The sequence below is a fragment of the Actinobacillus succinogenes 130Z genome, assembly GCF_000017245.1.
Taxonomy (GTDB): Bacteria; Pseudomonadota; Gammaproteobacteria; order Enterobacterales; family Pasteurellaceae; genus Exercitatus; species Exercitatus succinogenes.
This window is the reverse complement of sequence record NC_009655.1, coordinates 2,075,979-2,095,988: the sequence shown is the minus strand read 5'-3', so window position 1 is coordinate 2,095,988 and position 20,010 is coordinate 2,075,979. Positions and strand designations below refer to the sequence as shown.

Sequence of the window (20,010 nt, the reverse complement as noted above, 5' to 3'; positions counted from 1 at the left end):
GTTAATTAACTGGTCGGATCAGCTTCGAATATAATAAATAAATTTGCACCGGATTTCAGCTTTATTTAGAATCCGGCTGTTTTTTTAAGCGGGTGTAATCCAGGGAACCGATTTAATGAATAAATTTGTTGTAAAAATGCTGACAACTTCAGCGTTAGCCCTTTGTGCCGGCGCGGTTCACGCAGCGGCTTTTCAGTTGCAGGAAGTGACGACGGCGGGTTTAGGGCGGGCTTACGCCGGTGAAGCGGCGATTGCCGGTAATGCGGGCGTAGTGGCGACCAATCCGGCGTTAATGAGTCAATTTAAACGCCCCGAAATTTCAATGGGCGGCATTTGGGTGAACCCAGGCGTTAATATTGAAGGCGACATCGGCGTACCGGCAATGGGATACCGCATAGATGCCGGTTATTCCGACGCTATTGTAAGTAAATTATTGCCTAATGCTTATTGGATTTATCCTATTGACGATAAATTTTCCGTGGGCGGCGGAGTCAATGTCAATTACGGATTGGCAACCGAATATAATGCGGATTATAACGCCGGTTTAATGGGCGGTACGACGGATTTAACCACTATAAATCTGAACCTGAGCGGGGCGTACCGTTTAAATGATCATTGGAGTTTTGGCGTAGGGGTGGACGTAGTTTATGCCGAAGCGAAGTTATCACGTCGGGTCGGTGGTCTGGCACCTTTATTAAACGCCCGTTTGGCGATGGCGGGTATGCCGGCGACCGTTTCGTCGACGGATTTTGTAACGGATCTGAAAGGAGATGACTGGGGAATCGGTTATAACGCCGGTGTGACATATCAAATCAATCCGAATCACCGTTTCGGTTTAGCTTATCATTCTAAAGTGAAAATTAAATTTGACGGTACGATTGAAAATGATTTGCCTGCCGGCATGGGCGGATTAACCGAACGTGACGGAACGGTTAATTTAAATTTACCGGATTATTGGGAGTTTTCCGGTTATCACAAGATCGCTTCGAACTGGGCGGTGCATTATAGCTATAAACTAACCAAATGGCGTCGTGTACAAACGTTGCAGGCTTATACCGATTCGGGTGTTCAGGTATTTGATAAAACCGAACATTTCGGTGATACTTCCCGCGTTGCCTTAGGCACCACTTATGATATAAACGATAAGTTAACATTGCGTGCCGGTATCGCTCATGACGAAGGGGCTGCGGGGCGTAAATCTTCGATATCCATTCCGGATACGCATCGCATGTGGTACAGCGTGGGCGCCACTTATCAGTTTACGCCGGAACTTTCCGTCGATGTGGCATACGCCTATGTACGCGGTAAAACCCGTACCTTTACGGAGGTGGAAAATATACGCGGGATTTCGGTGGAAGGTAACTACAAAGTACGTTCGCAAGTAAATCTTTACGGTTTGAACTTAAACTATCGTTTCTAATTTGTTTCCTTTATAATCGGGCGTAAGTTTTTTACGCCCTTTTATTTTATGAAACCGATTTATTATTGTTATTTTTCCTCGCCCGTGGGATGTTTGCTGCTGCTGGAGCAAGAGGGTAGGCTGACCAATCTGGATTGCGAAGCGGAACAAACGACGCCGAATCCCAAATGGATCCTTGATGAAAACCGCCCGCTCTTTGATGACGTGAAAGCGGCGTTAACCCGCTATTTTCAAGGTGAAAAAGAAACTTTTGCGCAGATTCCGCTGGCGCCGCAGGGAACGGAGTTTCAGCAATCCGTATGGACGGCGTTGCGGACTATTCCGTTGGGGGAAACCGCTACTTACGGCAGCGTTGCGCAGGCGATCGATAACCCGAAAGCCGTGCGCGCCGTGGGCGGGGCGGTAGGCAGCAATCCCATCAGTATTATTATTCCCTGCCATCGGGTGCTGGGTAAGAACCGTCAGTTGACCGGTTTCGGCGGCGGATTGCCGGTGAAACGGTTTTTACTGAATTTGGAAGGTATCGGCTATGTAGATAAAGGCGTGGAATACGTAAAACAGAAACTGTTGAAAAAGTATAAAATCTGAATGACGGATTTTAAAAAGCAAAAACTCACGAAATTTTGACCGCACTTTATGAAAATCACCAGCCCTTCTTCAGAAACCGAACTGTTTAATCGTGCGAAATCCATTGCGGGTTTAACGCTGGGGGAACTGGCGGCGGAACTTAATGTTTCCGTGCCGGCGGATTTGAAGCGCAATAAAGGCTGGGTAGGGCAATTACTGGAAACTGCGCTGGGCGCCGAAGCGGGGAGTAAACCCGAACAGGATTTCTCTCATCTCGGTATTGAGCTCAAAACCATTCCCATCAATAGACAGGGGTATCCCTTGGAAACCACTTTTGTCAGTCTTGCTCCGTTGGTACAAAATTCGGGCGTTAACTGGGCGCATTCGCACGTTAAACACAAATTATCCAAAGTATTATGGATCCCCGTACAGGGCGAACGACAGATTCCCTTGGCTGAACGTTATATCGGTGCGCCGTTGTTATGGCAACCCAATACGGAACAGGAAGCTCGTCTCCGTCGCGATTGGGAAGAATTGATGGATTACATTGTATTGGGCAAAATTCATCAAATTAACGCAACGCTGGGCGAGGTGTTACAACTGCGTCCGAAAGGCGCCAATAACAAAGCCCGGACGCAAGGTATCGGACAACGGGGCGAGCTTATCGAAACCCTACCGTTGGGTTTTTATTTGCGCAAAGAATTTACCGCCGAAATTCTGCAACATTTTTTCGCCGCCTGATTGCATTTTTTTACCAACCGGATATGATCGCGGGCTTCACTGTTTATTATATTCGCGTTTGGCACATTTTTTTGTGCGGTTAAATACCGAAGCAAACAATTCAATCGAATCAATACGGGAAAACCTATGAACCATCTCCTTTATTCTGTAGAAGATAAACCGCCTTTCGGGCTGAGTTTGTTACTTGCCGCGCAACATTTATTAGCCGCATTGGGCGGTATTATCGCCGTGCCTTTGGTGATCGGTAATGTCCTGAAACTGCCGACACCGGATACCATTACCTTAGTGAATGCGGCATTATTAGTATCGGGAATCGTGACGATTGTACAATGTCGCGGTTTGGGACCTATCGGTATTCGTCTGCCGAGCGTAATGGGAACGAGTTTTACCTTTGTTGCCGCCGCATTGGCGATTGGTTTCAGCGAATACGGTATTTCGGGGATTCTGGGTGCGTCCTTGGTGGGATCTTTGGTGATGATTGTGGGAAGTTTTTTTATGCCGTCGATTCGTAAACTGTTTCCGCCGGTAGTGACGGGAACGGTGGTCATGATGATCGGGTTAAGTCTGATTCCCGTAGCGGTGGACTGGTTTGCCGGCGGTCAGCGCGGTGACGCCGATTATGCGACGCCCGCTAATCTGATGATGGCGAGTTTTGTACTGGTGCTTGTTATTGTGTTGGTGCAATGGGGTAAAGGCATTTTCTCTGCGGCGGCTATTGTCATCGGTATGATGACGGGATATGTGGCGGCGTTATCGCTAGGTTGGGTGAGTTTCGACGGTGTAAAAAACGCCGACGTTTTTGCCGTGCCGCAACCGTTACATTTCGGTCTGTCTTTCCCTCTCTCCGGTATTATCGGTATGTCTATCGCTTATCTGGTGACGATTGTGGAATCCAGCGGTAACTTTTTGGCTTTAGGAAACGCCACGCAAACGGAAATCACCGGCAAACATTTGCGGGGCGGTGTATTGGCGGACGGGTTGGGCTCCGCTTTGGCGGCAATTATGTCGACTACGCCGTTTTCCTCATTTTCACAAAATATCGGTGTGATTTCTTTAACCGGCGTTGCCAGCCGTTATGTAGTAGCGTTAACCGGCGTATTATTGGTATTGGCGGGATTGTTTCCGGTATTCGGTGCGCTGATTGTGTCGATTCCGTTACCGGTATTGGGCGGCGCAGGGTTAATGATGTTTGCCATGATTATTGCGGCGGGTATTCAAATGTTGGATACGGTGGAACGCAGCCGTCGCAACGGACTGATTATTGCGATTTCCATCGGTTGCGGATTAGCCGTAACTACTCGTCCGGAATTATTGGATAAATTACCGCACTTCTTTAAAGAAGTGTTGGGGTCTGGCATTACGGTGGGATCGTTGCTTGCCATTATTCTGAACCTGATTTTGCCGGAAGAAAAAACATCTCAGGCGCAGGAATAATATAAAGAGAAACGCCCGTCGGATGCACCTGACGGGCGTTTAGTTATTCGTCAGCAATAAATTGGAATCTGGTGTGTTGCCGATAATGTTCGCCGGCTTTTAGCATACCGCCGTACCGCTGCCATTCCGGATGGTTCGGCGTATCGGGCAATGCCTGGGTTTCAAGCGCGATACCCTGATAATCCTGATATATACCGCCCGAGCGGGTCGGCACGCCTGTCAGATAATTTCCGGTATACACTTGCAATGCCGCTTGCGATGTACTGATTTTTAACTGTAGCGAACCGTCAGGTGCGGTCAAAATCGCCGCAGTTTTTGTTGCGGAGTCATTGAGCAGAAATGCGTGATCATATCCTTTTGTTGCCAGTTGTTCTTCCTGCAGGAAATCCTGTTTGATTGATTTTGGTTGGCGAAAATCGAAACTGGTTTCCCCGACATTTTTTAACGGCGCATTGGGAATACCTTCACTGTCTACGGGCAAAAATTGTATCGCGTTCAGCTGTAAAATATGCGTGCGCACATCACAGCCTTCACCGGCATTTTGTAAATTGAAATAGGCGTGATTGGTCAGATTGAGCGGTGTATCCTGATCGCATTTCGCTTCGTAGCTGACATTCAATCCGTTGTCGTCATCCAACTCATAGTGCGCGGTTACCTGCACATTACCGGGAAAGCCTTGGTCGCCGTCCTTCGAAAGCAGGGAAAAACGCACGAAATTTTGCCCGCACTTTTCGACCGTCCAGCGGCGTTTATCGAATCCCGAACCGCCGTGCAACTGATGCTTTCCCTGATTTGCCGTCAAAACGAACGTCCGTCCGTTTACTTGGAACCGACTATCGGCGATGCGGTTGGCGTAACGCCCGATACTGGCACCCAAGTAAGCGGTTTGTTTCGGATAATCTTCCGCTTTGCAGCCCAGCAACACTTCCCGTAGTTGTCCGTGAACCGGCACTTTGCAGGAAATCCACGTGGCGCCCCAGTCCATGATTTGAACCGTCATACCCTTGGCATTTTTAAGGGTAATAATTTGAAAAGGCGCGTTATCCGGTGCAAGTGCGGTAGTTTTTTCTAACATTGATGCACCCCTTGTGATGCCGTGCAGACGTAAAAACTCTCTTTCAAGCCTGTCCGTTTTTCATAGTTTTCTGCAATAATCTGACGCACTGCGTCTACTTTGTCTTTCGGTGCCAAACCAACGATACAGCCGCCGAACCCGCCGCCGGTCATGCGCGCACCGCCGGATTTGCCGATTACCGATTGCGCCAGTTCCACCAGATAATCGATTTCCGGTGTGGTGATTTCGAAATCGTCCCGCATGGATACGTGCGATGCGTTCATTAATTCGCCTAATCGGGAAATATCACTGTGATTCAGGGCATACGCCGCATCCAGTACCCGTTGGTTTTCCGTCACGATATGACGGGCGCGTTTAGCCGTGTCGGGGTCAAGTGCGGTCAATTCCGCCTCTCTTTTTTGGAATTGTTCTATAGACACGTCGCGCAACGCTTTCACGCCGAAAAATTTTGCCGCCGTCTCGCATTGTTGCCGGCGGGTATTGTATTCCCCGGTGACTAAATCGTGTTTCACATGGGAATTTACAATCATCACGGCGATGTCTTCCGGTACCGGCGTCGGTACGGTTTCGAGAGAACGGCAGTCAATCATCAGCAAATGATCCGCCTGACCTAAGGCGGAAATCAGTTGATCCATATTGCCGCAATTCGCGCCGACGAAGCGGTTTTCCGCTTTTTGCCCGATAAGCGCGATATCCGTGTTATTGAGCGGCAAATCGCCCAGTAATTGACAAAATTTTCCCACGGCCACTTCCAGTGATGCGGATGAACTTAATCCCGATGACAACGGCACATCGCCGCTGATAACCAAATCCGCTCCTTGTCGGAACTCGGGGCAACGTTCCTGTACGAATTTCACCACACCGCGCACATAACCCGTCCATTTTTTGGAGGGATTCGGGATGATCGGTTGATCCAAACGAAATTCATCAAATTCATCTAAATCCGCTGCATAGACGTTGAACCGGTGATCATCCCGTTTAGCGCCGCTGATCGCCGTACCGTAATTAATGGCGCACGGCATCACGAATCCGTCGTTGTAATCGGTGTGCTCGCCGATAATATTGACGCGACCGGGCGCATAAACATTAAGAGTAGGAGATTTTTGGTATTTTTGTCGGAATAGTTGTTTTGATTGTGATTTTGGGTGCATAAAATATCCTTTTTATGTTTGGGATTTCGTCCCGCGGGACGACCTACTTTTCTTTGCTCGTGCAAAGCAAAGTAGGCAAAAGAAACACGCCCTCGTTTTGCCTTGTTTCCTGAAAATCATAAAATTTGTAGAAAATCTTGTTTGTCTGAGCGTAGCGAGTTTACAAGATTTTCGTTAAACAAATTTTATGATTTTCAGGCGGCAAAAAGGGGGATTGCCGACACGCTAAAATTATAGTTTTTTGTCGATTATAAAAAACGTTCAAAATTTTGACCGCACTTAATTATGGTAATGCGTCAATGGGGTCCCCGTCTGAGGTGCCTGAGCGACTTGAAATTTTCAGAAAAATAAGTTTGTTTGAGCGTAGCGAGTTTACTTATTTTTCGTAAAGAAAATTTCAACTAAGCGAAGAACCGCACCGAAGTCGGGGTGCACTTTCTTTTGTATACTTTTCTTTGTACAAGCAAAGAAAAGTATGTTTACCTTTGGCGAAGCAAAGAAAGTAAGAATATTTACCGTAGTTTATAATGAACCTCACTTAATTCCCGTAATCTTGCCGCCGCTTGTTCCGCGGTTAAATCCCGTTGGCTTTCGCCCAGCATTTCATAACCCACCATAAATTTGCGTACGGTGGCCGATCTTAATAGCGGCGGGTAAAAATGAGCGTGCAGTTGCCAGTGTTCGTTATCTTCGGCGTTGAACGGAGCGGCGTGGAACCCCATAGAATACGGAAAGCTGGTTTCGAATAAGTTATCGTATTTGGTGGTTAGTTTTTTCAGTATTACCGCTAGATCCTGAGCTTGCCGTTCGGATAATTCGGTTAATCGCTTCACGTGACTTTTTGGCAACAACAAAGTTTCAAACGGCCAGACCGCCCAATACGGTACCACGGCGAGCCAGTGTTCGGTTTCCACCACAATGCGTTCTTTTTTTTCCAGTTCCCGCTTGGCGTAATCCATCAACATAACGGAACCTTGTCGTTGGTAATATTTTCGTTGATTGATGTCTTCCCGTGCTACTTCGTTCGGTAAAAAACTGTTTGCCCAGATTTGTCCGTGGGGGTGCGGATTGGAACAACCCATTGCGGCACCTTTATTTTCGAAAATCTGTACCCATGGATAGGTTTGTCCGAGTTCCTGCAGCTGTTGTTGCCAGACTTTAATTACTTCGGTGATTTCATTAACGGTTAATAAAGGCAAAGTTTTGCTGTGATCCGGTGAAAAACAGACGACGCGACTTTCACCGCGGGCGGGAGCCGTGCAAAAAAGCGGATCCTCATCTTGTTCCGGCATCGGCGTATCCTGCAGTAAGGCGGAAAAGTCGTTGCGGAATACATAAGGTTGTCGGTAATCGGGATTAGGTTCGCCGGTGATCCGCTTATTACCCGGACAGAGATAACAGTGCGGATCATAAGTCGGTTTTTGTTCTTCGTTGACTTTTTCCTGTTGACCTTGCCAAGGACGTTTGGCGCGATGGGGAGAGACGAGCACCCATTGATCCGTTAACGGGTTATAACGGCGGTGCGGGTGTTCCGTAGGGTCGAATAACGTAGTCATTGTGCCACTCCTTACAACTTGACTGTAAATGTTAACGTTATTGGTTATTCAATTTTGAAACGCCGTAAGAATACCATAATAAAATTTTTGCTTTGTGATCTGAATCACATTTTTATAAATAGCTGAAAGGGTTAATGTGAAATTGTGAGGTTGATCACGGTATTTTGCTGCTTTAACCGTTATATTCTCGCCAGCTGCAGGACGCAGCATTTTTAGGGTTTGTTGATAGGAACGTTTTTATGAAAGATAAACGGTTCCTGATAACTGTGTTATCGCATAGCCTCGGGCTGAGTGAAAAACGCCGTGAAGCACCCCTATGGATAAATTTGATTCTACTAACTGGAGAAGTAGCATTATGAAAAAATTAGGTCTAAGTGCAGTTGCATTGGCTGTTGGTCTAGTTGCCGGTATGAGTACCGCTCAAGCCGAAACCAAAATCGGTGTCACGATTTATAAATACGACGATAATTTCATGGCGTTAATGCGTAAAGAAATCAACAAGGAAGCAGAACAATTAAAAGATGTGAGATTGTTGATGAATGATTCTCAAAATGCCCAATCCATTCAAAACGACCAAGTGGACGTCTTAATATCCAAAGGCGTCAAAGCCTTAGCCATTAATCTGGTCGACCCTTCAGCCGCCCCAACTATTATCGGTAAAGCCAAACCGGATGATATTCCGGTGGTATTCTTTAATAAAGATCCTGGTGAAAAAGCGTTGGCAAAATACGATAAAGCCTATTATGTGGGGACTGATCCGAAAGAATCCGGCTTGATTCAGGGCGATTTGATTGCCAAACAATGGAAAGCCAATCCGGCATTAGACTTAAATAAAGACGGTAAAATTCAATATGTATTATTAAAAGGAGAGCCTGGACACCCGGATGCGGAGGCCCGTACTAAATACGTAATTGAAAAACTAAACGAATTAGGTATTCAAACCGAACAATTGTTTATGGATACCGGTATGTGGGATGCCGCGATGGCGAAAGATAAAACCGACGCTTGGTTATCCAGCGCTAGAGCCAACGAAATTGAAATGATTATTTCCAATAACGACGGTATGGCGATGGGCGCGTTGGAAGCCGTAAAAGCGCACGGTAAGAAATTACCGATTTTCGGTGTAGACGCCTTACCTGAAGTTCTGCAACTAATCAAGAAAGGCGATATCGCAGGTACTGTGTTAAATGACGGCGCCGGTCAAGGTAAAGCGGTAGTTCAGTTAGCCAATAACTTAGGACAGGGTAAAGATGCTGCGGAAGGAACCGAGTGGAAAGTGGAAAATAAGGTGGTTCGTATTCCTTACGTTGGCGTAGATAAAGACAATTTATCCGAATTTTTGAAATAATCGTACTGTGGGCACGTGTAACACGGAGTTATACGTGCCTGATTTTTATCATAATTTGTGGGGTGATGTATGACAGCACAAAGTAGTCAGGAAGTGCTACTCACAATGCCCAACGTTAGCAAGTCATTTCCGGGGGTGAAAGCCCTAGACCATGCCAACCTCTCCGTAAAATCTCATAGTGTTCATGCCTTAATGGGGGAGAACGGGGCTGGAAAATCAACTTTACTTAAATGCCTGTTCGGAATTTACGCTAAAGATGAAGGCGAAATTTTATTTTTAGGCAAACCCGTCAATTTTAAAACATCGAAAGAAGCCTTGGAAAACGGGATTTCCATGGTACATCAGGAATTAAACTTAGTCCGTCAGCGCAGTGTCATGGATAATCTCTGGTTAGGGCGTTATCCGTTAAAAGGCGTTTTTGTCGATCACAACAAAATGTATAACGACACCAAGGCGATTTTTGACGAATTAGGTATCGAGGTGGATCCGCGGGAAAAAGTGGCAAATCTTTCCGTTTCTCAGATGCAGATGATTGAAATTGCGAAAGCATTCTCTTATCAGGCCAGAATTGTGATTATGGACGAACCGACGTCGTCTCTTTCCGAAAAAGAAGTGGAGCATCTGTTTAAAATCATCGAAAAACTGAAAAACCGCGGTTGCGGTATTATTTATATTTCCCACAAAATGGATGAAATATTCAAAATTTGTGACGAAATCACTATTCTGCGCGACGGTCAATGGGTGAATACCGTCAATGTGAATGATACGACTATGGAGCAGGTCGTGGCGATGATGGTGGGACGCGAGTTAACCCAGCGCTTCCCTGAAAAAACCAATACGCCGAAAGAGGTGATTCTGGAGGTAGAACACTTAACGGCCCTTAATCAGCCGTCTATTCAGGATGTCAGTTTCCAATTGCGCAAAGGAGAAATTCTCGGTATTGCCGGCTTAGTGGGCGCCAAACGGACGGATATCGTGGAGACCGTTTTCGGTGTACGGGAACGTCGGGGCGGTACCGTAAAATTACACGGAAAAACCATGCATAATCGAACCGCACTTGAAGCCATCAATAACGGTTTTGCACTCGTTACCGAAGAACGCCGTTCTACCGGAATTTATGCGAATTTGAGTATTGAATTCAATTCTCTGATTTCCAACATGAAAGCTTACATGACGAAGTGGGGGTTATTGAGCAATAAAAAAATGAAAAGCGACACCCAGTGGGTGATCGATGCCATGAATGTGAAAACACCCTCGCACCGAACTACTATCGGTTCGCTTTCCGGCGGCAATCAGCAGAAAGTTATCATCGGACGTTGGCTGTTGACACAACCGGAAATTCTGATGTTGGACGAACCGACCCGAGGTATCGACGTCGGTGCCAAATTCGAAATTTATCAATTAATTATGCAGCTGGCACAAAAGGATAAAGGCATCATTATGATTTCCTCCGAAATGCCCGAATTATTAGGGATTACCGACCGGATCTTAGTGATGAGCAACGGACGTGTCGCAGGTATTGTAGAAACGGCAAAAACTTCGCAGGAAGAAATTTTGCAACTGGCAGCTAAGTATTTATAGAAGGAACGTTGTATGGCTGGTCAAAAAAATAAAACATGGGATTTTTTCAAACAAAATGCCATTTATTTCGTATTACTTATTTTATTGGGGGTCATTATTGCGCAAGACCCTTCATTCTTAAATCTGATGAATTTCAGTAATATTCTGACCCAATCTTCCGTACGTTTAATCATTGCGTTAGGGATTGCGGGGTTATTGGTGGTACAGGGAACCGATTTGTCCGCCGGTCGTCAGGTAGGGTTAGCGGCGGTGGTGGCCGCTACCATGTTGCAGGCGATGGATAATATGAACCGCGTATTCCCGGATCTACCGGAAATGCCGATTTTCGTGGTTATTTTAGTGGTATGTGCCGTCGGTGCGGTTATCGGATTAATCAACGGCTTTATCGTCTCCGTGTTAAACGTTACGCCGTTTATTGCCACCATGGGCACCATGATTATCGTATACGGTTTCAACTCTTTGTATTATGATGCCGTGGGCGGTTCGCCGATCGCCGGTTTCAGCGAAAACTTTTCCGCTTTCGCGCAGGGCTTCTTCCGTTTCGGTTCGTTTAAGTTATCGTATATTACGATTTACGCCATCATCGCCACAATCATTATGTGGATTTTATGGAACAAAACCCGCTTCGGTAAAAATATTTTCGCCATCGGCGGTAACCCGGAAGCGGCGCGTGTTTCCGGAGTGAACGTTACCCGCAACCTGTTAGTCATTTATACCTTGGCGGGCATGTTCTACGCTTTCGGCGGTATGCTGGAAGCCGGACGTATCGGTTCCGCTACCAACAATTTAGGTTTCATGTACGAATTGGACGCCATTGCCGCCTGTGTGGTGGGCGGTGTTTCCTTCGCCGGCGGCGTGGGCACCATTATCGGAGTGGTCACCGGGGTATTGATTTTTACCGTCATTAACTACGGATTAACCTATATCGGCGTAAATCCTTACTGGCAATACATCATCAAAGGTTCGATTATCATCCTGGCAGTGGCAATCGACAGCCTGAAATATGCGAAGAAAAAATAGCTAAAAACAGGCAGGAAACCGATCGCACTTTTAAAGTGCGGTCGGTTTTTTGGTAATTGTTACGGTTGAATCGGTCAACCTCTACTCATTTCCCGCGAAATAACGTATAATTCAGGAAATTTTCTCTCTTCATTCTTAAAAAATAATTAAGGATCCCATTGTGACAACTGAAAACCGTACTCCAAGAATTATCGAAGCAAAAGAAATCATGACGCTGTTACCGCACCGTTTTCCTTTCCTGTTAGTAGACCGTGTCGTGGATTTTCAAGAAGGCGAATGGTTGAAAGCCATTAAAAACATTTCAGTCAATGAGCCGTGTTTTACCGGACATTTCCCGAATGAACCGATTTTACCCGGCGTATTAATTCTTGAAGCGTTGGCGCAATCTATGGGGCTTTTAGCATTCAAAACCCATGAAATTCAAGGGGGCGAATTATTTTATTTCGCCGGTATCGACGATGCGCGTTTCAAACGTCCGGTATTGCCGGGTGATCAAATGGAACTCTACGTAGAAGTCATTAAAGAACGGCGCGGTATTACGTCTTTTATCGGACGCGCTACGGTTAACGGCGAAGTCGCCTGCGAAGCTAAATTAATGTGCGCCCGTCGCTAGTAAGGAGCCAAAATGATCCATTCAACGGCAAAAATTCATCCTTCAGCTATCGTTGAAGAGGGTGCTAAAATCGGCGAAAACGCGATTATCGGTCCGTTTTGCGTCGTAGAAAAAGATGCGGAAATTGGCAAAGGCACAATTCTGTATTCACACGTCGTGGTGCGCGGTATCACCAAAATCGGTGAAGATAACCGTATTTACCAGGGCGCAAGCATCGGTGAAATCAATCAGGATTTAAAATATCAGGGCGAAGCGACCCGTACGGTAATCGGCAACCGTAACCGCATTCGCGAGAACGTGACCATTCACCGCGGCACGGCGCAAGGCGGATGGGTCACAAATATCGGTGACGACAACCTGTTTATGGTGAACGCGCATGTTGCCCATGACTGCCAAATTAAAAATCGTTGTATTTTAGCCAACAATGCCACATTGGCGGGGCACGTGGAATTGGACGATTTCGTCATTGTGGGCGGTATGTCGGCAATCCACCAATTCGTCATCGTCGGTGCTCACGTTATGTTAGGCGGCGGTTCCATGGTCAGTCAGGACGTGCCGCCGTACGTGATGGCGCAAGGTAACCACGCCCGCCCGTTCGGTGTGAATATCGAAGGCTTAAAACGTCGCGGTTTCGACAAACCGACGTTGCATGCCATTCGTAACGTTTACAAGCTGATTTACCGCAGCGGACGTACCCTGGAAGAAGTGATGCCGGAAATCGAAACTTACGCCCAGACGGAAAGTGCGGTGAGTTTTTTCTTAGATTTCTTCGCCCGTTCGACCCGTGGTATTATCCGTTAAGTAAAAGGGTAAACAATCGAACCGCACTTCAAAAAAGTGCGGTTATTTTTTAGGATATTTTTATGGAACAACGGAAGCAAAATCATCTCACCGTCGCCTTAGTCGCCGGCGAAGTGTCGGGTGATATTTTAGGCGCCGGATTAATTCGAGAGCTGAAACGGATATACCCGAATGCGCGGTTTATCGGTATTGCCGGGCCACAAATGTCGGCTCAGGGCTGTGAAACTTTGGTAGATATGGAAGAAATCGCCGTAATGGGATTGGTTGAAATCCTGAAACATCTACCGCGGCTGTTAAAAATCCGTAAATTGGTCGTGGAACGTATGCTGGCGGAGAAACCCGATATTTTTATCGGTATTGATGCGCCGGATTTCAACCTGTATGTAGAAGATAAACTGAAAGCGCAGGGCATTAAAACCATTCATTACGTCAGCCCTTCCGTTTGGGCCTGGCGTCAGAAACGGGTTTTTAAAATCGCCAAAGCGACTAATCTGGTTTTGGCGTTTTTGCCTTTCGAAAAAGCCTTTTATGACCGTTTCAATGTACCCTGTCGTTTTATCGGTCACACTATGGCGGATGCCGTGCCGTTGCAACCGAATCGCGCGCAAGCCTGCGGACAGTTGGGATTGGACGCAGCCGGACGTTACGTGGCGATTTTAGCGGGGAGTCGCAGTTCGGAATTGGAATTTCTGGCGGCGCCTTTTTTACAAACCGCCCAACTGTTAAAAAATGCGCATCCCGATATACAATTTCTGGTGCCGTTGATTAACGAAAAACGGCGTCGCCAGTTTGAAGCGGTAAAAGCGCGGGTTGCCCCCGATTTACCTTTAATTTTACTGGACGGTCAGGCCCGGCAGGCAATGATTGCGGCGGACGCCACCTTGCTGGCGTCGGGAACGGCCGCTTTAGAATGTATGTTGTGTAAATCGCCGATGGTAGTGGGATACCGCATGAAACCGTTTACTTATTTTTTAGCCAAACGTTTGGTTAAAACGAACTACATTTCGCTGCCGAATTTATTGGCGAACGAAATGTTGGTGCCGGAAATGATTCAGGATGATTGTACGCCGCAGAAATTAGCGCAGAAAATGGAGATTTATCTGGGAGAAAGTGCGGTCAAAAATCGCACAGTTTTAATTCAACGCTTTACCGAACTGCACCGCCAAATCCGTTGTGGCGCCGATAAACAGGCGGCTCAAGCGGTAGTTGATGTGCTGAACGGTACGATTTAATACGGAGAGGAAATATGTCCGAATTTGAATATCCGCAAGGTTATGGGCTGATTGCAGGCGTTGACGAAGTGGGACGAGGTCCGTTAGTGGGGGCGGTGGTCACCGCTGCGGTAATTCTGGATCCGAATAACCCTATCTCCGGGCTGGCGGACAGTAAAAAACTAAGTGAAAAGAAACGCCTTGTTTTGGCTGCGGAAATTAAGGAAAAAGCCCTGGCCTGGTCGCTGGGGCGGGCTGAAGCGGAAGAGATCGACGAACTTAATATTCTGCATGCCACCATGCTTGCCATGCGCCGGGCGGTCAAATCGCTTAAAATTTTACCGCATTTGGTATTGGTGGACGGTAATCGTGTACCGGAACTGGATATGCCGGCGCAGGCGATTATCAAGGGCGACGGTAAAGTGGCGGAAATCAGCGCGGCCTCTATTCTTGCCAAAGTAGCGCGGGATCAGGAAATGGAAACGTTGGATAAGCAGTTTCCGCAATATGAATTCGCCAAGCACAAAGGTTATCCTACCAAAGTCCATCTGGAAAAGCTGATGCGGTTCGGCGCGTTGCCGCAGCACCGGCGCAGTTTCGCACCGGTTCGCAAAGCGATAGAAGAGTTTAATAGAACACAGTAAAAAATAAGGAAAAATATGACCGCACTTTATCAAGATAAAAAATTAAAAATCGGCTTGGTTTCCGTATCGGATCGCGCCTCTCAGGGGGTGTATGCGGATCAGGGCATTCCGGCACTGCAAAGCTGGCTGGAAGCGGCATTGACGGAAAAATTCGAAGTGGAAACCCGATTAATTCCCGACGAACAAGAGAAAATCGAGCAAACTCTGATTGAGCTGGTGGACGAACGGCAATGTCATTTGGTGTTAACTACCGGCGGCACCGGACCGGCAAAACGGGACGTGACGCCGGATGCGACGCTGGCGATTGCGGATCGCGAAATGCCGGGATTCGGCGAGCAAATGCGTCAGGTCAGTCTGCATTTTGTGCCGACCGCTATTTTATCCCGCCAAGTGGGCGTCATTCGTAAAAACAGCCTGATTCTCAATTTACCGGGACAACCGAAAGCCATTAAAGAAACATTGGAAGGCGTGAAAGATGTTGACGGCAATACATTGGTAAAAGGCATTTTTGCCGCCGTCCCCTACTGTCTGCAACTGATTGACGGTATTTATATCGATACCGAACCTGAAGTCATCGAAAGCTTCAGACCGAAATCCGCCCGCCGTTAAAGTGCGGTCGGAATGCACGTTATTTTTCGACGTATCAGAAGGAAATGAAGATGAAAAAAATTGAAGCAATTATTAAACCCTTTAAATTGGATGATGTGCGCGAGGCTTTGTCCGATATCGGTATTGCCGGTATGACGGTGACGGAAGTGCGCGGATTCGGACGACAGAAAGGGCATACGGAATTGTATCGCGGCGCGGAATATATGGTGGATTTTCTGCCGAAAGTGAAGGTGGAAATTATTATTGCCGACGATCAACTGGAGCAATGCATCGAAACCATTATCGATACGGCGCAAACCGGTAAAATCGGTGACGGAAAAATCTTTGTGTATGATGTGGAACGTGTGATTCGGATTCGTACGGGTGAAGAAAACGAAGAAGCGATTTAATGACTATTTTTTATTAACGGGAACACTATGATGAAAAAATTTTTTGCTTTACTGGGCGTTTTTACCTTAATTTTCGGCGTTGCCGCTTGTGACGGCGGTTCCAATGTAAAAGCCGAAATGGGACGGATGTCGGTTGCCATGAATAAAATAAGCGACGCCGCTTCCGCGCAGGAATTCCATCGGGCGGCGGCAAGTTTGCGTGAAGCCTCCGTGCAATCAATGAATAAAAAACCGTCAAAAATTAAAACCGATGATGAATTTAAGGATTATCAGGCGGGTATGCAGCAATTTATTGATGCGCTGGATCGGGCGGATCAATTGGCGGATGACGATTTAGACGAGGCGAAAAAAGCCACGCAGCGTCTTTTCGAATTAAAATCTGAATACCACAGATTATATAAATAACAAAATAATGTATGAACCGCGCGGATTAGCGTTTGTTTATGAGTTAAACAAGCCATAAAGTGCGGTTGATTTTTTCGGAGTTTTTTGATGACAAAGCCTTCTTCCTTACTGTCTTATCTGGTTGCCATGGCTTCGCTGGTGATTATTTTTGCCGGTATTAAGCTGTCGGCGGAAATTGTGGTGCAGTTTTTATTGGCGTTATTTATTTCGATTGTCTGTTCGCCGGTTATTAAATTTATGACATATCGCCGTGTGCCGCACTGGTTGGCGATTGCCTTGCTGTTTGTGTTGATTTCCTTGGCGTTTTTCTTTCTGGTCGGGTTGATTAACGGTACCGTGCAGGAATTCAGCCGCTCTATGCCGCAATATCGGGAGCTTATGCTGGAACGTCTTCATTCTGTTCAGGCGTTAGCGGTTCGTTTGCATATTCCTTTTGATTTCGATGCTTCCCGTATTCAGCAGCAGTTTGATCCGAACGTATTGATGAACTTCGCCAGCCACTTATTACTGAATTTTTCCAATGTGGTATCGAGCGCTTTCGTATTGATTCTCGTGGTGATTTTTATGTTGTTGGAAGCGCCTACGGCAAAGCGAAAACTGGCGATTGCTTTCAGCAGCAATCGGCGGGAACAGAATCGGGAAGAACAGCATTTGGATCGCGTATTACAGGGAATTATCAGTTATTTGGGGGTTAAAACGCTGGTAAGTACGCTTACGGGGTTTTGTGTTTGGTTATTGCTTGAATTGATGGGCGTACAGTATGCGGTGTTGTGGGCGACCTTGAGTTTTTTATTTAATTATATTCCTAATATCGGTTCTATTATTGCGGCCATACCGATTATTGTGCAGACATTATTACTGAACGGCTTTTCTGTGGGATTCGCTGTCGCCGCCGGTGTGATTGCCGTTAATATGGTAATCGGTAATGTGCTGGAACCCAAACTGATGGGTAAAAAATTAGGGTTGTCCACTCTGGTGGTCTTTCTGTCTCTTTTATTCTGGGGCTGGTTGCTGGGAACCGTCGGTATGTTGCTGTCGGTACCATTAACCATGGCATGTAAAATCGCCCTGGAATCCAGTCCGGGTACGTCGCGTTATGCCGTATTGCTGGGAGATGAATTGCCGGCAGAAAAAGAATAACATCAAAAAAACGCCGAATGTCCGATTCGGCGTTTTTTACATCATCTATTAACGAAAAATATTGCGATTTCTGACCGCACTTTTTTTCAGTTGACTTAGCAAAATCAGACCTAAAGCGACGGCATAAAAGCCGAAAATGAAAATTAACCATTGCGGCATAGTAAAGCCCATGAAAGTCCAGTTGATTTCACTGCACAATCCGGTCGGGTGAAAGAGCGCCGGCAGCCATTTATCCAACGGAAGCGTTTCAGGAAACTGCACAAACACCGGACATTGATCCCAAGGATTGGGATGCAGTTGATAACCCACATGTTTAATAGAAAACAGCAAACCTTTAATCGCTCCCCATAATCCGACGGCAAGAGCGAGCAGACGGAAAATTAAAAATTGAGGCGCAATGAAACCGATAATGCCGGCGAAGACAACGCCGAACAGCGCGACCCGCTCGTAAACGCACATAACGCACGGGTCGAGTTTCAAACCGTATTGAAAGTAAAGTGCGGCCAATTCCAAGCAGATTGCCGAAACGAACAACAATAACCAGGATGACCGTTCTATTGAAATACGTTTTAAATAACCGAACATCACGCCTCCTTTATTAAATGAATTAATGGCCGAAAACCGAAGTCATCGGAATATGCGGCGATTCAATCAGCCCAACCTGTGCCAGCCATTGCGTCATACCTGGCAGCACATATTCCACCGCCAATAACCCCACAATACTTAATACGATGGTATAAGGCAGCGCCATATAAACCATGCGCCCGTAAGATAAACGAATTAACGGCGAAATGGATGAGGTGAGCAAGAACAGGAATGCAGCCTGACCATTCGGTGTCGCCACAGACGGTAAGTTGGTACCGGTGTTGATTGCCACGGAAATCATTTCAAACTGGTACGGTGAGATCGCACCGGCGGTTAAAGCGTTTTTCGCTTCGTTGATATAAACCGTTGCGACGAAAACGTTATCGGAAATGGCGGATAGTACCCCGTTGAAAATATAGAACAGCAATAACTGTACGGATTCCGAAGCGTTCAGAACCAATTCGATAACCGGTGCGAATAGGTGTTGATCGATGATGACGGCAACCACGGAAAAGAATACAACCAATAAAGAAAGGAAGGGTAAACTTTCCTGGAAAGCACGACCGATAGCGTGTTCATCCGTAATGCCGCAATAAGCGGTGGTAAGGATGATTACGGTTAAACCGATTAATCCTACCGACGCCAAATGAAACGCCAAACCGATGATCAACCAGATACCGACGAAAACCTGCACACCCAATTTAACGCGATCCTGTGTAGTCATTTGCTCCTCGTGAGCGCGGTCGAATTTTGCCAATACCCCCCAAACTTTACGCGGAAGTTTTTCGCCGTAACCGCATAAACGGAGGCGTTCTACCGTAATGCAGGTCACGACGCCCGAAATTAATGTCAGAAGGGTGACGGGCGACATTCGGAAAAAGAATTCCTTGAATCCCCAGCCGGCCTGTTCGGCAATAATTAGGTTTTGCGGTTCGCCCACTAATGTCATCACGCCGCCTAATGCGGTGCCGACTGCCGCATGCATCATCAAACTGCGCAGAAATGCGCGGAACTGTTCTAAAGTTTCCATATTTTGTTTGATTTTGGCATCGTTGGTAATGTCGGAAGGATCATTGAACGTACCGCCGGATGCCACTTTGTGATAAACACCGTAAAAACCCATCGCAACACTGATGATTACAGCGATTACCGTTAATGCGTCCAAGAAGGCGGAAAGGAATGCGGCGGTTAAACAGAATGCTAATGATAGTGTGAGTTTGGAACGGATTCGTAATAATAACTTTGTGAATGCGTAAAGCAGTAACTGCTTCATGAAGTAGATTCCCGCCACCATAAACATTAACAACAGAATAACTTCGAAATTTGCCAAAATTTCCGCTTTAACATGTTCGGGACTGGTCATGCCTATGGTTACGGCTTCCAACGCCAACATACCGCCGGGCTGTAACGGATAACATTTTAATGCCATAGCCAGAGTGAAAATGAACTCCGCTACCAGCAACCAACCTGCAATAAACGGATGAAACCAGAAGATAAAGGGATTGATGACTAAAAAGACGCCTATCGTTACTTTATACCAATCCGGGCTGTTTCCCAAAAAGTTATTCATAAATGCTTGAATGTACTTCATCTGTTTGTCCTTAGGAAAATATAGCTTTCATTGTCCTGCTGTTTTGTGGATAATAGGCTTATTATTTTACAGGGAATTGCCCAAAATTACCAGTAAAAATTTAATTTATTCTTTTAATTTTTTTGATTT

The 20,010-nt window shown here is 46.5% G+C and carries 20 protein-coding genes; 15 read left to right on the top strand and 5 right to left on the bottom strand.

The features are described from left to right. Window positions 1–115 precede the first annotated feature (115 nt). The 4 genes from ASUC_RS09870 (at window position 116) to ASUC_RS09855 (ending at window position 4,162) form a co-directional block, all read left to right on the top strand. Window positions 116–1,420: a porin gene (locus ASUC_RS09870; protein WP_012073631.1), complete on the top strand. Its 1,305-nt coding sequence runs from the start codon at window positions 116–118 to the stop codon at window positions 1,418–1,420. A gap of 48 nt (window positions 1,421–1,468) precedes the next feature. After that, window positions 1,469–2,008 carry a methylated-DNA--[protein]-cysteine S-methyltransferase gene (locus ASUC_RS09865; RefSeq protein WP_012073630.1) on the top strand — a complete coding sequence of 180 codons (540 nt, stop codon included), beginning with the start codon at window positions 1,469–1,471 and terminating at the stop codon, window positions 2,006–2,008. Window positions 2,009–2,056: 48 nt separating this feature from the next. Beyond that, window positions 2,057–2,728, top strand: a complete 672-nt coding sequence (gene mutH / locus ASUC_RS09860; protein WP_012073629.1) for a DNA mismatch repair endonuclease MutH — start codon at window positions 2,057–2,059, stop codon at window positions 2,726–2,728. Window positions 2,729–2,854: 126 nt separating this feature from the next. After that, complete coding sequence (locus ASUC_RS09855; RefSeq protein ID WP_012073628.1) at window positions 2,855–4,162, top strand: nucleobase:cation symporter-2 family protein; 1,308 nt, start codon at window positions 2,855–2,857, stop codon at window positions 4,160–4,162. A 43-nt stretch (window positions 4,163–4,205) separates the two neighbouring features. Here the strand turns inward: ASUC_RS09855 and galM are convergent, their stop codons facing one another. The 3 genes from galM to galT form a co-directional block, all read right to left on the bottom strand. Beyond that, window positions 4,206–5,237 carry a galactose-1-epimerase gene (galM, locus tag ASUC_RS09850; RefSeq protein WP_012073627.1) on the bottom strand — a complete coding sequence of 344 codons (1,032 nt, stop codon included), beginning with the start codon at window positions 5,235–5,237 and terminating at the stop codon, window positions 4,206–4,208. Further along, a complete protein-coding gene (galK, locus tag ASUC_RS09845; protein WP_012073626.1) occupies window positions 5,231–6,388 on the bottom strand; it encodes a galactokinase in 1,158 nt (385 codons plus the stop codon). The genes galM and galK overlap by 7 nt, the downstream gene beginning before the upstream one ends. Window positions 6,389–6,900: 512 nt before the next feature. Beyond that, complete coding sequence (gene galT / locus ASUC_RS09840; RefSeq protein WP_012073625.1) at window positions 6,901–7,944, bottom strand: galactose-1-phosphate uridylyltransferase; 1,044 nt, start codon at window positions 7,942–7,944, stop codon at window positions 6,901–6,903. 355 nt (window positions 7,945–8,299) lie between these two features. Here galT and mglB point away from each other — a divergent pair, with 355 nt between their 5' ends. The 11 genes from mglB to ASUC_RS09785 all read left to right on the top strand — a co-directional run bounded on the left by mglB (window position 8,300) and on the right by ASUC_RS09785 (window position 17,705). Further along, on the top strand, window positions 8,300–9,292 hold the full coding sequence (gene mglB, locus ASUC_RS09835) for a galactose/glucose ABC transporter substrate-binding protein MglB (RefSeq protein ID WP_012073624.1): 993 nt from the start codon (window positions 8,300–8,302) through the stop codon (window positions 9,290–9,292). 69 nt (window positions 9,293–9,361) lie between these two features. Next, window positions 9,362–10,873, top strand: a complete 1,512-nt coding sequence (gene mglA, locus ASUC_RS09830; protein ID WP_012073623.1) for a galactose/methyl galactoside ABC transporter ATP-binding protein MglA — start codon at window positions 9,362–9,364, stop codon at window positions 10,871–10,873. A gap of 12 nt (window positions 10,874–10,885) precedes the next feature. Further along, on the top strand, window positions 10,886–11,893 hold the full coding sequence (mglC, locus tag ASUC_RS09825) for a galactose/methyl galactoside ABC transporter permease MglC (protein WP_012073622.1): 1,008 nt from the start codon (window positions 10,886–10,888) through the stop codon (window positions 11,891–11,893). 160 nt (window positions 11,894–12,053) lie between these two features. Continuing rightward, window positions 12,054–12,506, top strand: coding sequence for a 3-hydroxyacyl-ACP dehydratase FabZ (gene fabZ / locus ASUC_RS09820; protein ID WP_012073621.1), 453 nt, complete (start codon window positions 12,054–12,056; stop codon window positions 12,504–12,506). 12 nt (window positions 12,507–12,518) lie between these two features. Beyond that, window positions 12,519–13,307: an acyl-ACP--UDP-N-acetylglucosamine O-acyltransferase gene (gene lpxA, locus ASUC_RS09815; protein WP_012073620.1), complete on the top strand. Its 789-nt coding sequence runs from the start codon at window positions 12,519–12,521 to the stop codon at window positions 13,305–13,307. Window positions 13,308–13,369: 62 nt separating this feature from the next. Then, the gene (lpxB, locus tag ASUC_RS09810) at window positions 13,370–14,539 is read left to right on the top strand and encodes a lipid-A-disaccharide synthase (protein ID WP_012073619.1); all 1,170 of its coding nucleotides are present in this window, start codon (window positions 13,370–13,372) and stop codon (window positions 14,537–14,539) included. A 14-nt stretch (window positions 14,540–14,553) separates the two neighbouring features. Beyond that, window positions 14,554–15,162 (top strand): ribonuclease HII, encoded by a 609-nt coding sequence (gene rnhB / locus ASUC_RS09805; RefSeq protein WP_012073618.1) that lies wholly within the window; start codon window positions 14,554–14,556, stop codon window positions 15,160–15,162. A 15-nt stretch (window positions 15,163–15,177) separates the two neighbouring features. Continuing rightward, entirely contained in the window at window positions 15,178–15,771 is a 594-nt protein-coding gene (mog, locus tag ASUC_RS09800) for a molybdopterin adenylyltransferase (protein WP_012073617.1), read from the top strand. A gap of 50 nt (window positions 15,772–15,821) precedes the next feature. After that, complete coding sequence (glnB, locus tag ASUC_RS09795) at window positions 15,822–16,160, top strand: nitrogen regulatory protein P-II (protein WP_012073616.1); 339 nt, start codon at window positions 15,822–15,824, stop codon at window positions 16,158–16,160. 27 nt (window positions 16,161–16,187) lie between these two features. Further along, entirely contained in the window at window positions 16,188–16,565 is a 378-nt protein-coding gene (locus tag ASUC_RS09790; RefSeq protein WP_012073615.1) for a cytochrome b562, read from the top strand. A gap of 87 nt (window positions 16,566–16,652) precedes the next feature. Then, on the top strand, window positions 16,653–17,705 hold the full coding sequence (locus tag ASUC_RS09785; RefSeq protein ID WP_012073614.1) for an AI-2E family transporter: 1,053 nt from the start codon (window positions 16,653–16,655) through the stop codon (window positions 17,703–17,705). 48 nt (window positions 17,706–17,753) lie between these two features. Here ASUC_RS09785 and dsbB read toward each other — a convergent pair whose 3' ends face one another. Both dsbB and nhaB read right to left on the bottom strand, forming a co-directional pair. Beyond that, window positions 17,754–18,290, bottom strand: a complete 537-nt coding sequence (gene dsbB, locus ASUC_RS09780) for a disulfide bond formation protein DsbB (protein WP_012073613.1) — start codon at window positions 18,288–18,290, stop codon at window positions 17,754–17,756. 22 nt (window positions 18,291–18,312) lie between these two features. Further along, the gene (nhaB, locus tag ASUC_RS09775; protein ID WP_012073612.1) at window positions 18,313–19,881 is read right to left on the bottom strand and encodes a sodium/proton antiporter NhaB; all 1,569 of its coding nucleotides are present in this window, start codon (window positions 19,879–19,881) and stop codon (window positions 18,313–18,315) included. Window positions 19,882–20,010 lie beyond the last annotated feature (129 nt).

What these genes read in the sequence shown, in the direction of transcription:
- ASUC_RS09870 (WP_012073631.1), top strand. Translation starts at nt 116, where the DNA reads ATGAATAAATTTGTTGTAAAAATGCTGACAACTTCAGCGTTAGCCCTT.
- ASUC_RS09865 (WP_012073630.1), top strand. Translation starts at nt 1,469, where the DNA reads ATGAAACCGATTTATTATTGTTATTTTTCCTCGCCCGTGGGATGTTTG.
- mutH (WP_012073629.1), top strand. Translation starts at nt 2,057, where the DNA reads ATGAAAATCACCAGCCCTTCTTCAGAAACCGAACTGTTTAATCGTGCG.
- ASUC_RS09855 (WP_012073628.1), top strand. Translation starts at nt 2,855, where the DNA reads ATGAACCATCTCCTTTATTCTGTAGAAGATAAACCGCCTTTCGGGCTG.
- galM (WP_012073627.1), bottom strand. Translation starts at nt 5,237, where the DNA reads ATGTTAGAAAAAACTACCGCACTTGCACCGGATAACGCGCCTTTTCAA.
- galK (WP_012073626.1), bottom strand. Translation starts at nt 6,388, where the DNA reads ATGCACCCAAAATCACAATCAAAACAACTATTCCGACAAAAATACCAA.
- galT (WP_012073625.1), bottom strand. Translation starts at nt 7,944, where the DNA reads ATGACTACGTTATTCGACCCTACGGAACACCCGCACCGCCGTTATAAC.
- mglB (WP_012073624.1), top strand. Translation starts at nt 8,300, where the DNA reads ATGAAAAAATTAGGTCTAAGTGCAGTTGCATTGGCTGTTGGTCTAGTT.
- mglA (WP_012073623.1), top strand. Translation starts at nt 9,362, where the DNA reads ATGACAGCACAAAGTAGTCAGGAAGTGCTACTCACAATGCCCAACGTT.
- mglC (WP_012073622.1), top strand. Translation starts at nt 10,886, where the DNA reads ATGGCTGGTCAAAAAAATAAAACATGGGATTTTTTCAAACAAAATGCC.
- lpxA (WP_012073620.1), top strand. Translation starts at nt 12,519, where the DNA reads ATGATCCATTCAACGGCAAAAATTCATCCTTCAGCTATCGTTGAAGAG.
- lpxB (WP_012073619.1), top strand. Translation starts at nt 13,370, where the DNA reads ATGGAACAACGGAAGCAAAATCATCTCACCGTCGCCTTAGTCGCCGGC.
- rnhB (WP_012073618.1), top strand. Translation starts at nt 14,554, where the DNA reads ATGTCCGAATTTGAATATCCGCAAGGTTATGGGCTGATTGCAGGCGTT.
- mog (WP_012073617.1), top strand. Translation starts at nt 15,178, where the DNA reads ATGACCGCACTTTATCAAGATAAAAAATTAAAAATCGGCTTGGTTTCC.
- glnB (WP_012073616.1), top strand. Translation starts at nt 15,822, where the DNA reads ATGAAAAAAATTGAAGCAATTATTAAACCCTTTAAATTGGATGATGTG.
- ASUC_RS09790 (WP_012073615.1), top strand. Translation starts at nt 16,188, where the DNA reads ATGATGAAAAAATTTTTTGCTTTACTGGGCGTTTTTACCTTAATTTTC.
- ASUC_RS09785 (WP_012073614.1), top strand. Translation starts at nt 16,653, where the DNA reads ATGACAAAGCCTTCTTCCTTACTGTCTTATCTGGTTGCCATGGCTTCG.
- dsbB (WP_012073613.1), bottom strand. Translation starts at nt 18,290, where the DNA reads ATGTTCGGTTATTTAAAACGTATTTCAATAGAACGGTCATCCTGGTTA.
- nhaB (WP_012073612.1), bottom strand. Translation starts at nt 19,881, where the DNA reads ATGAAGTACATTCAAGCATTTATGAATAACTTTTTGGGAAACAGCCCG.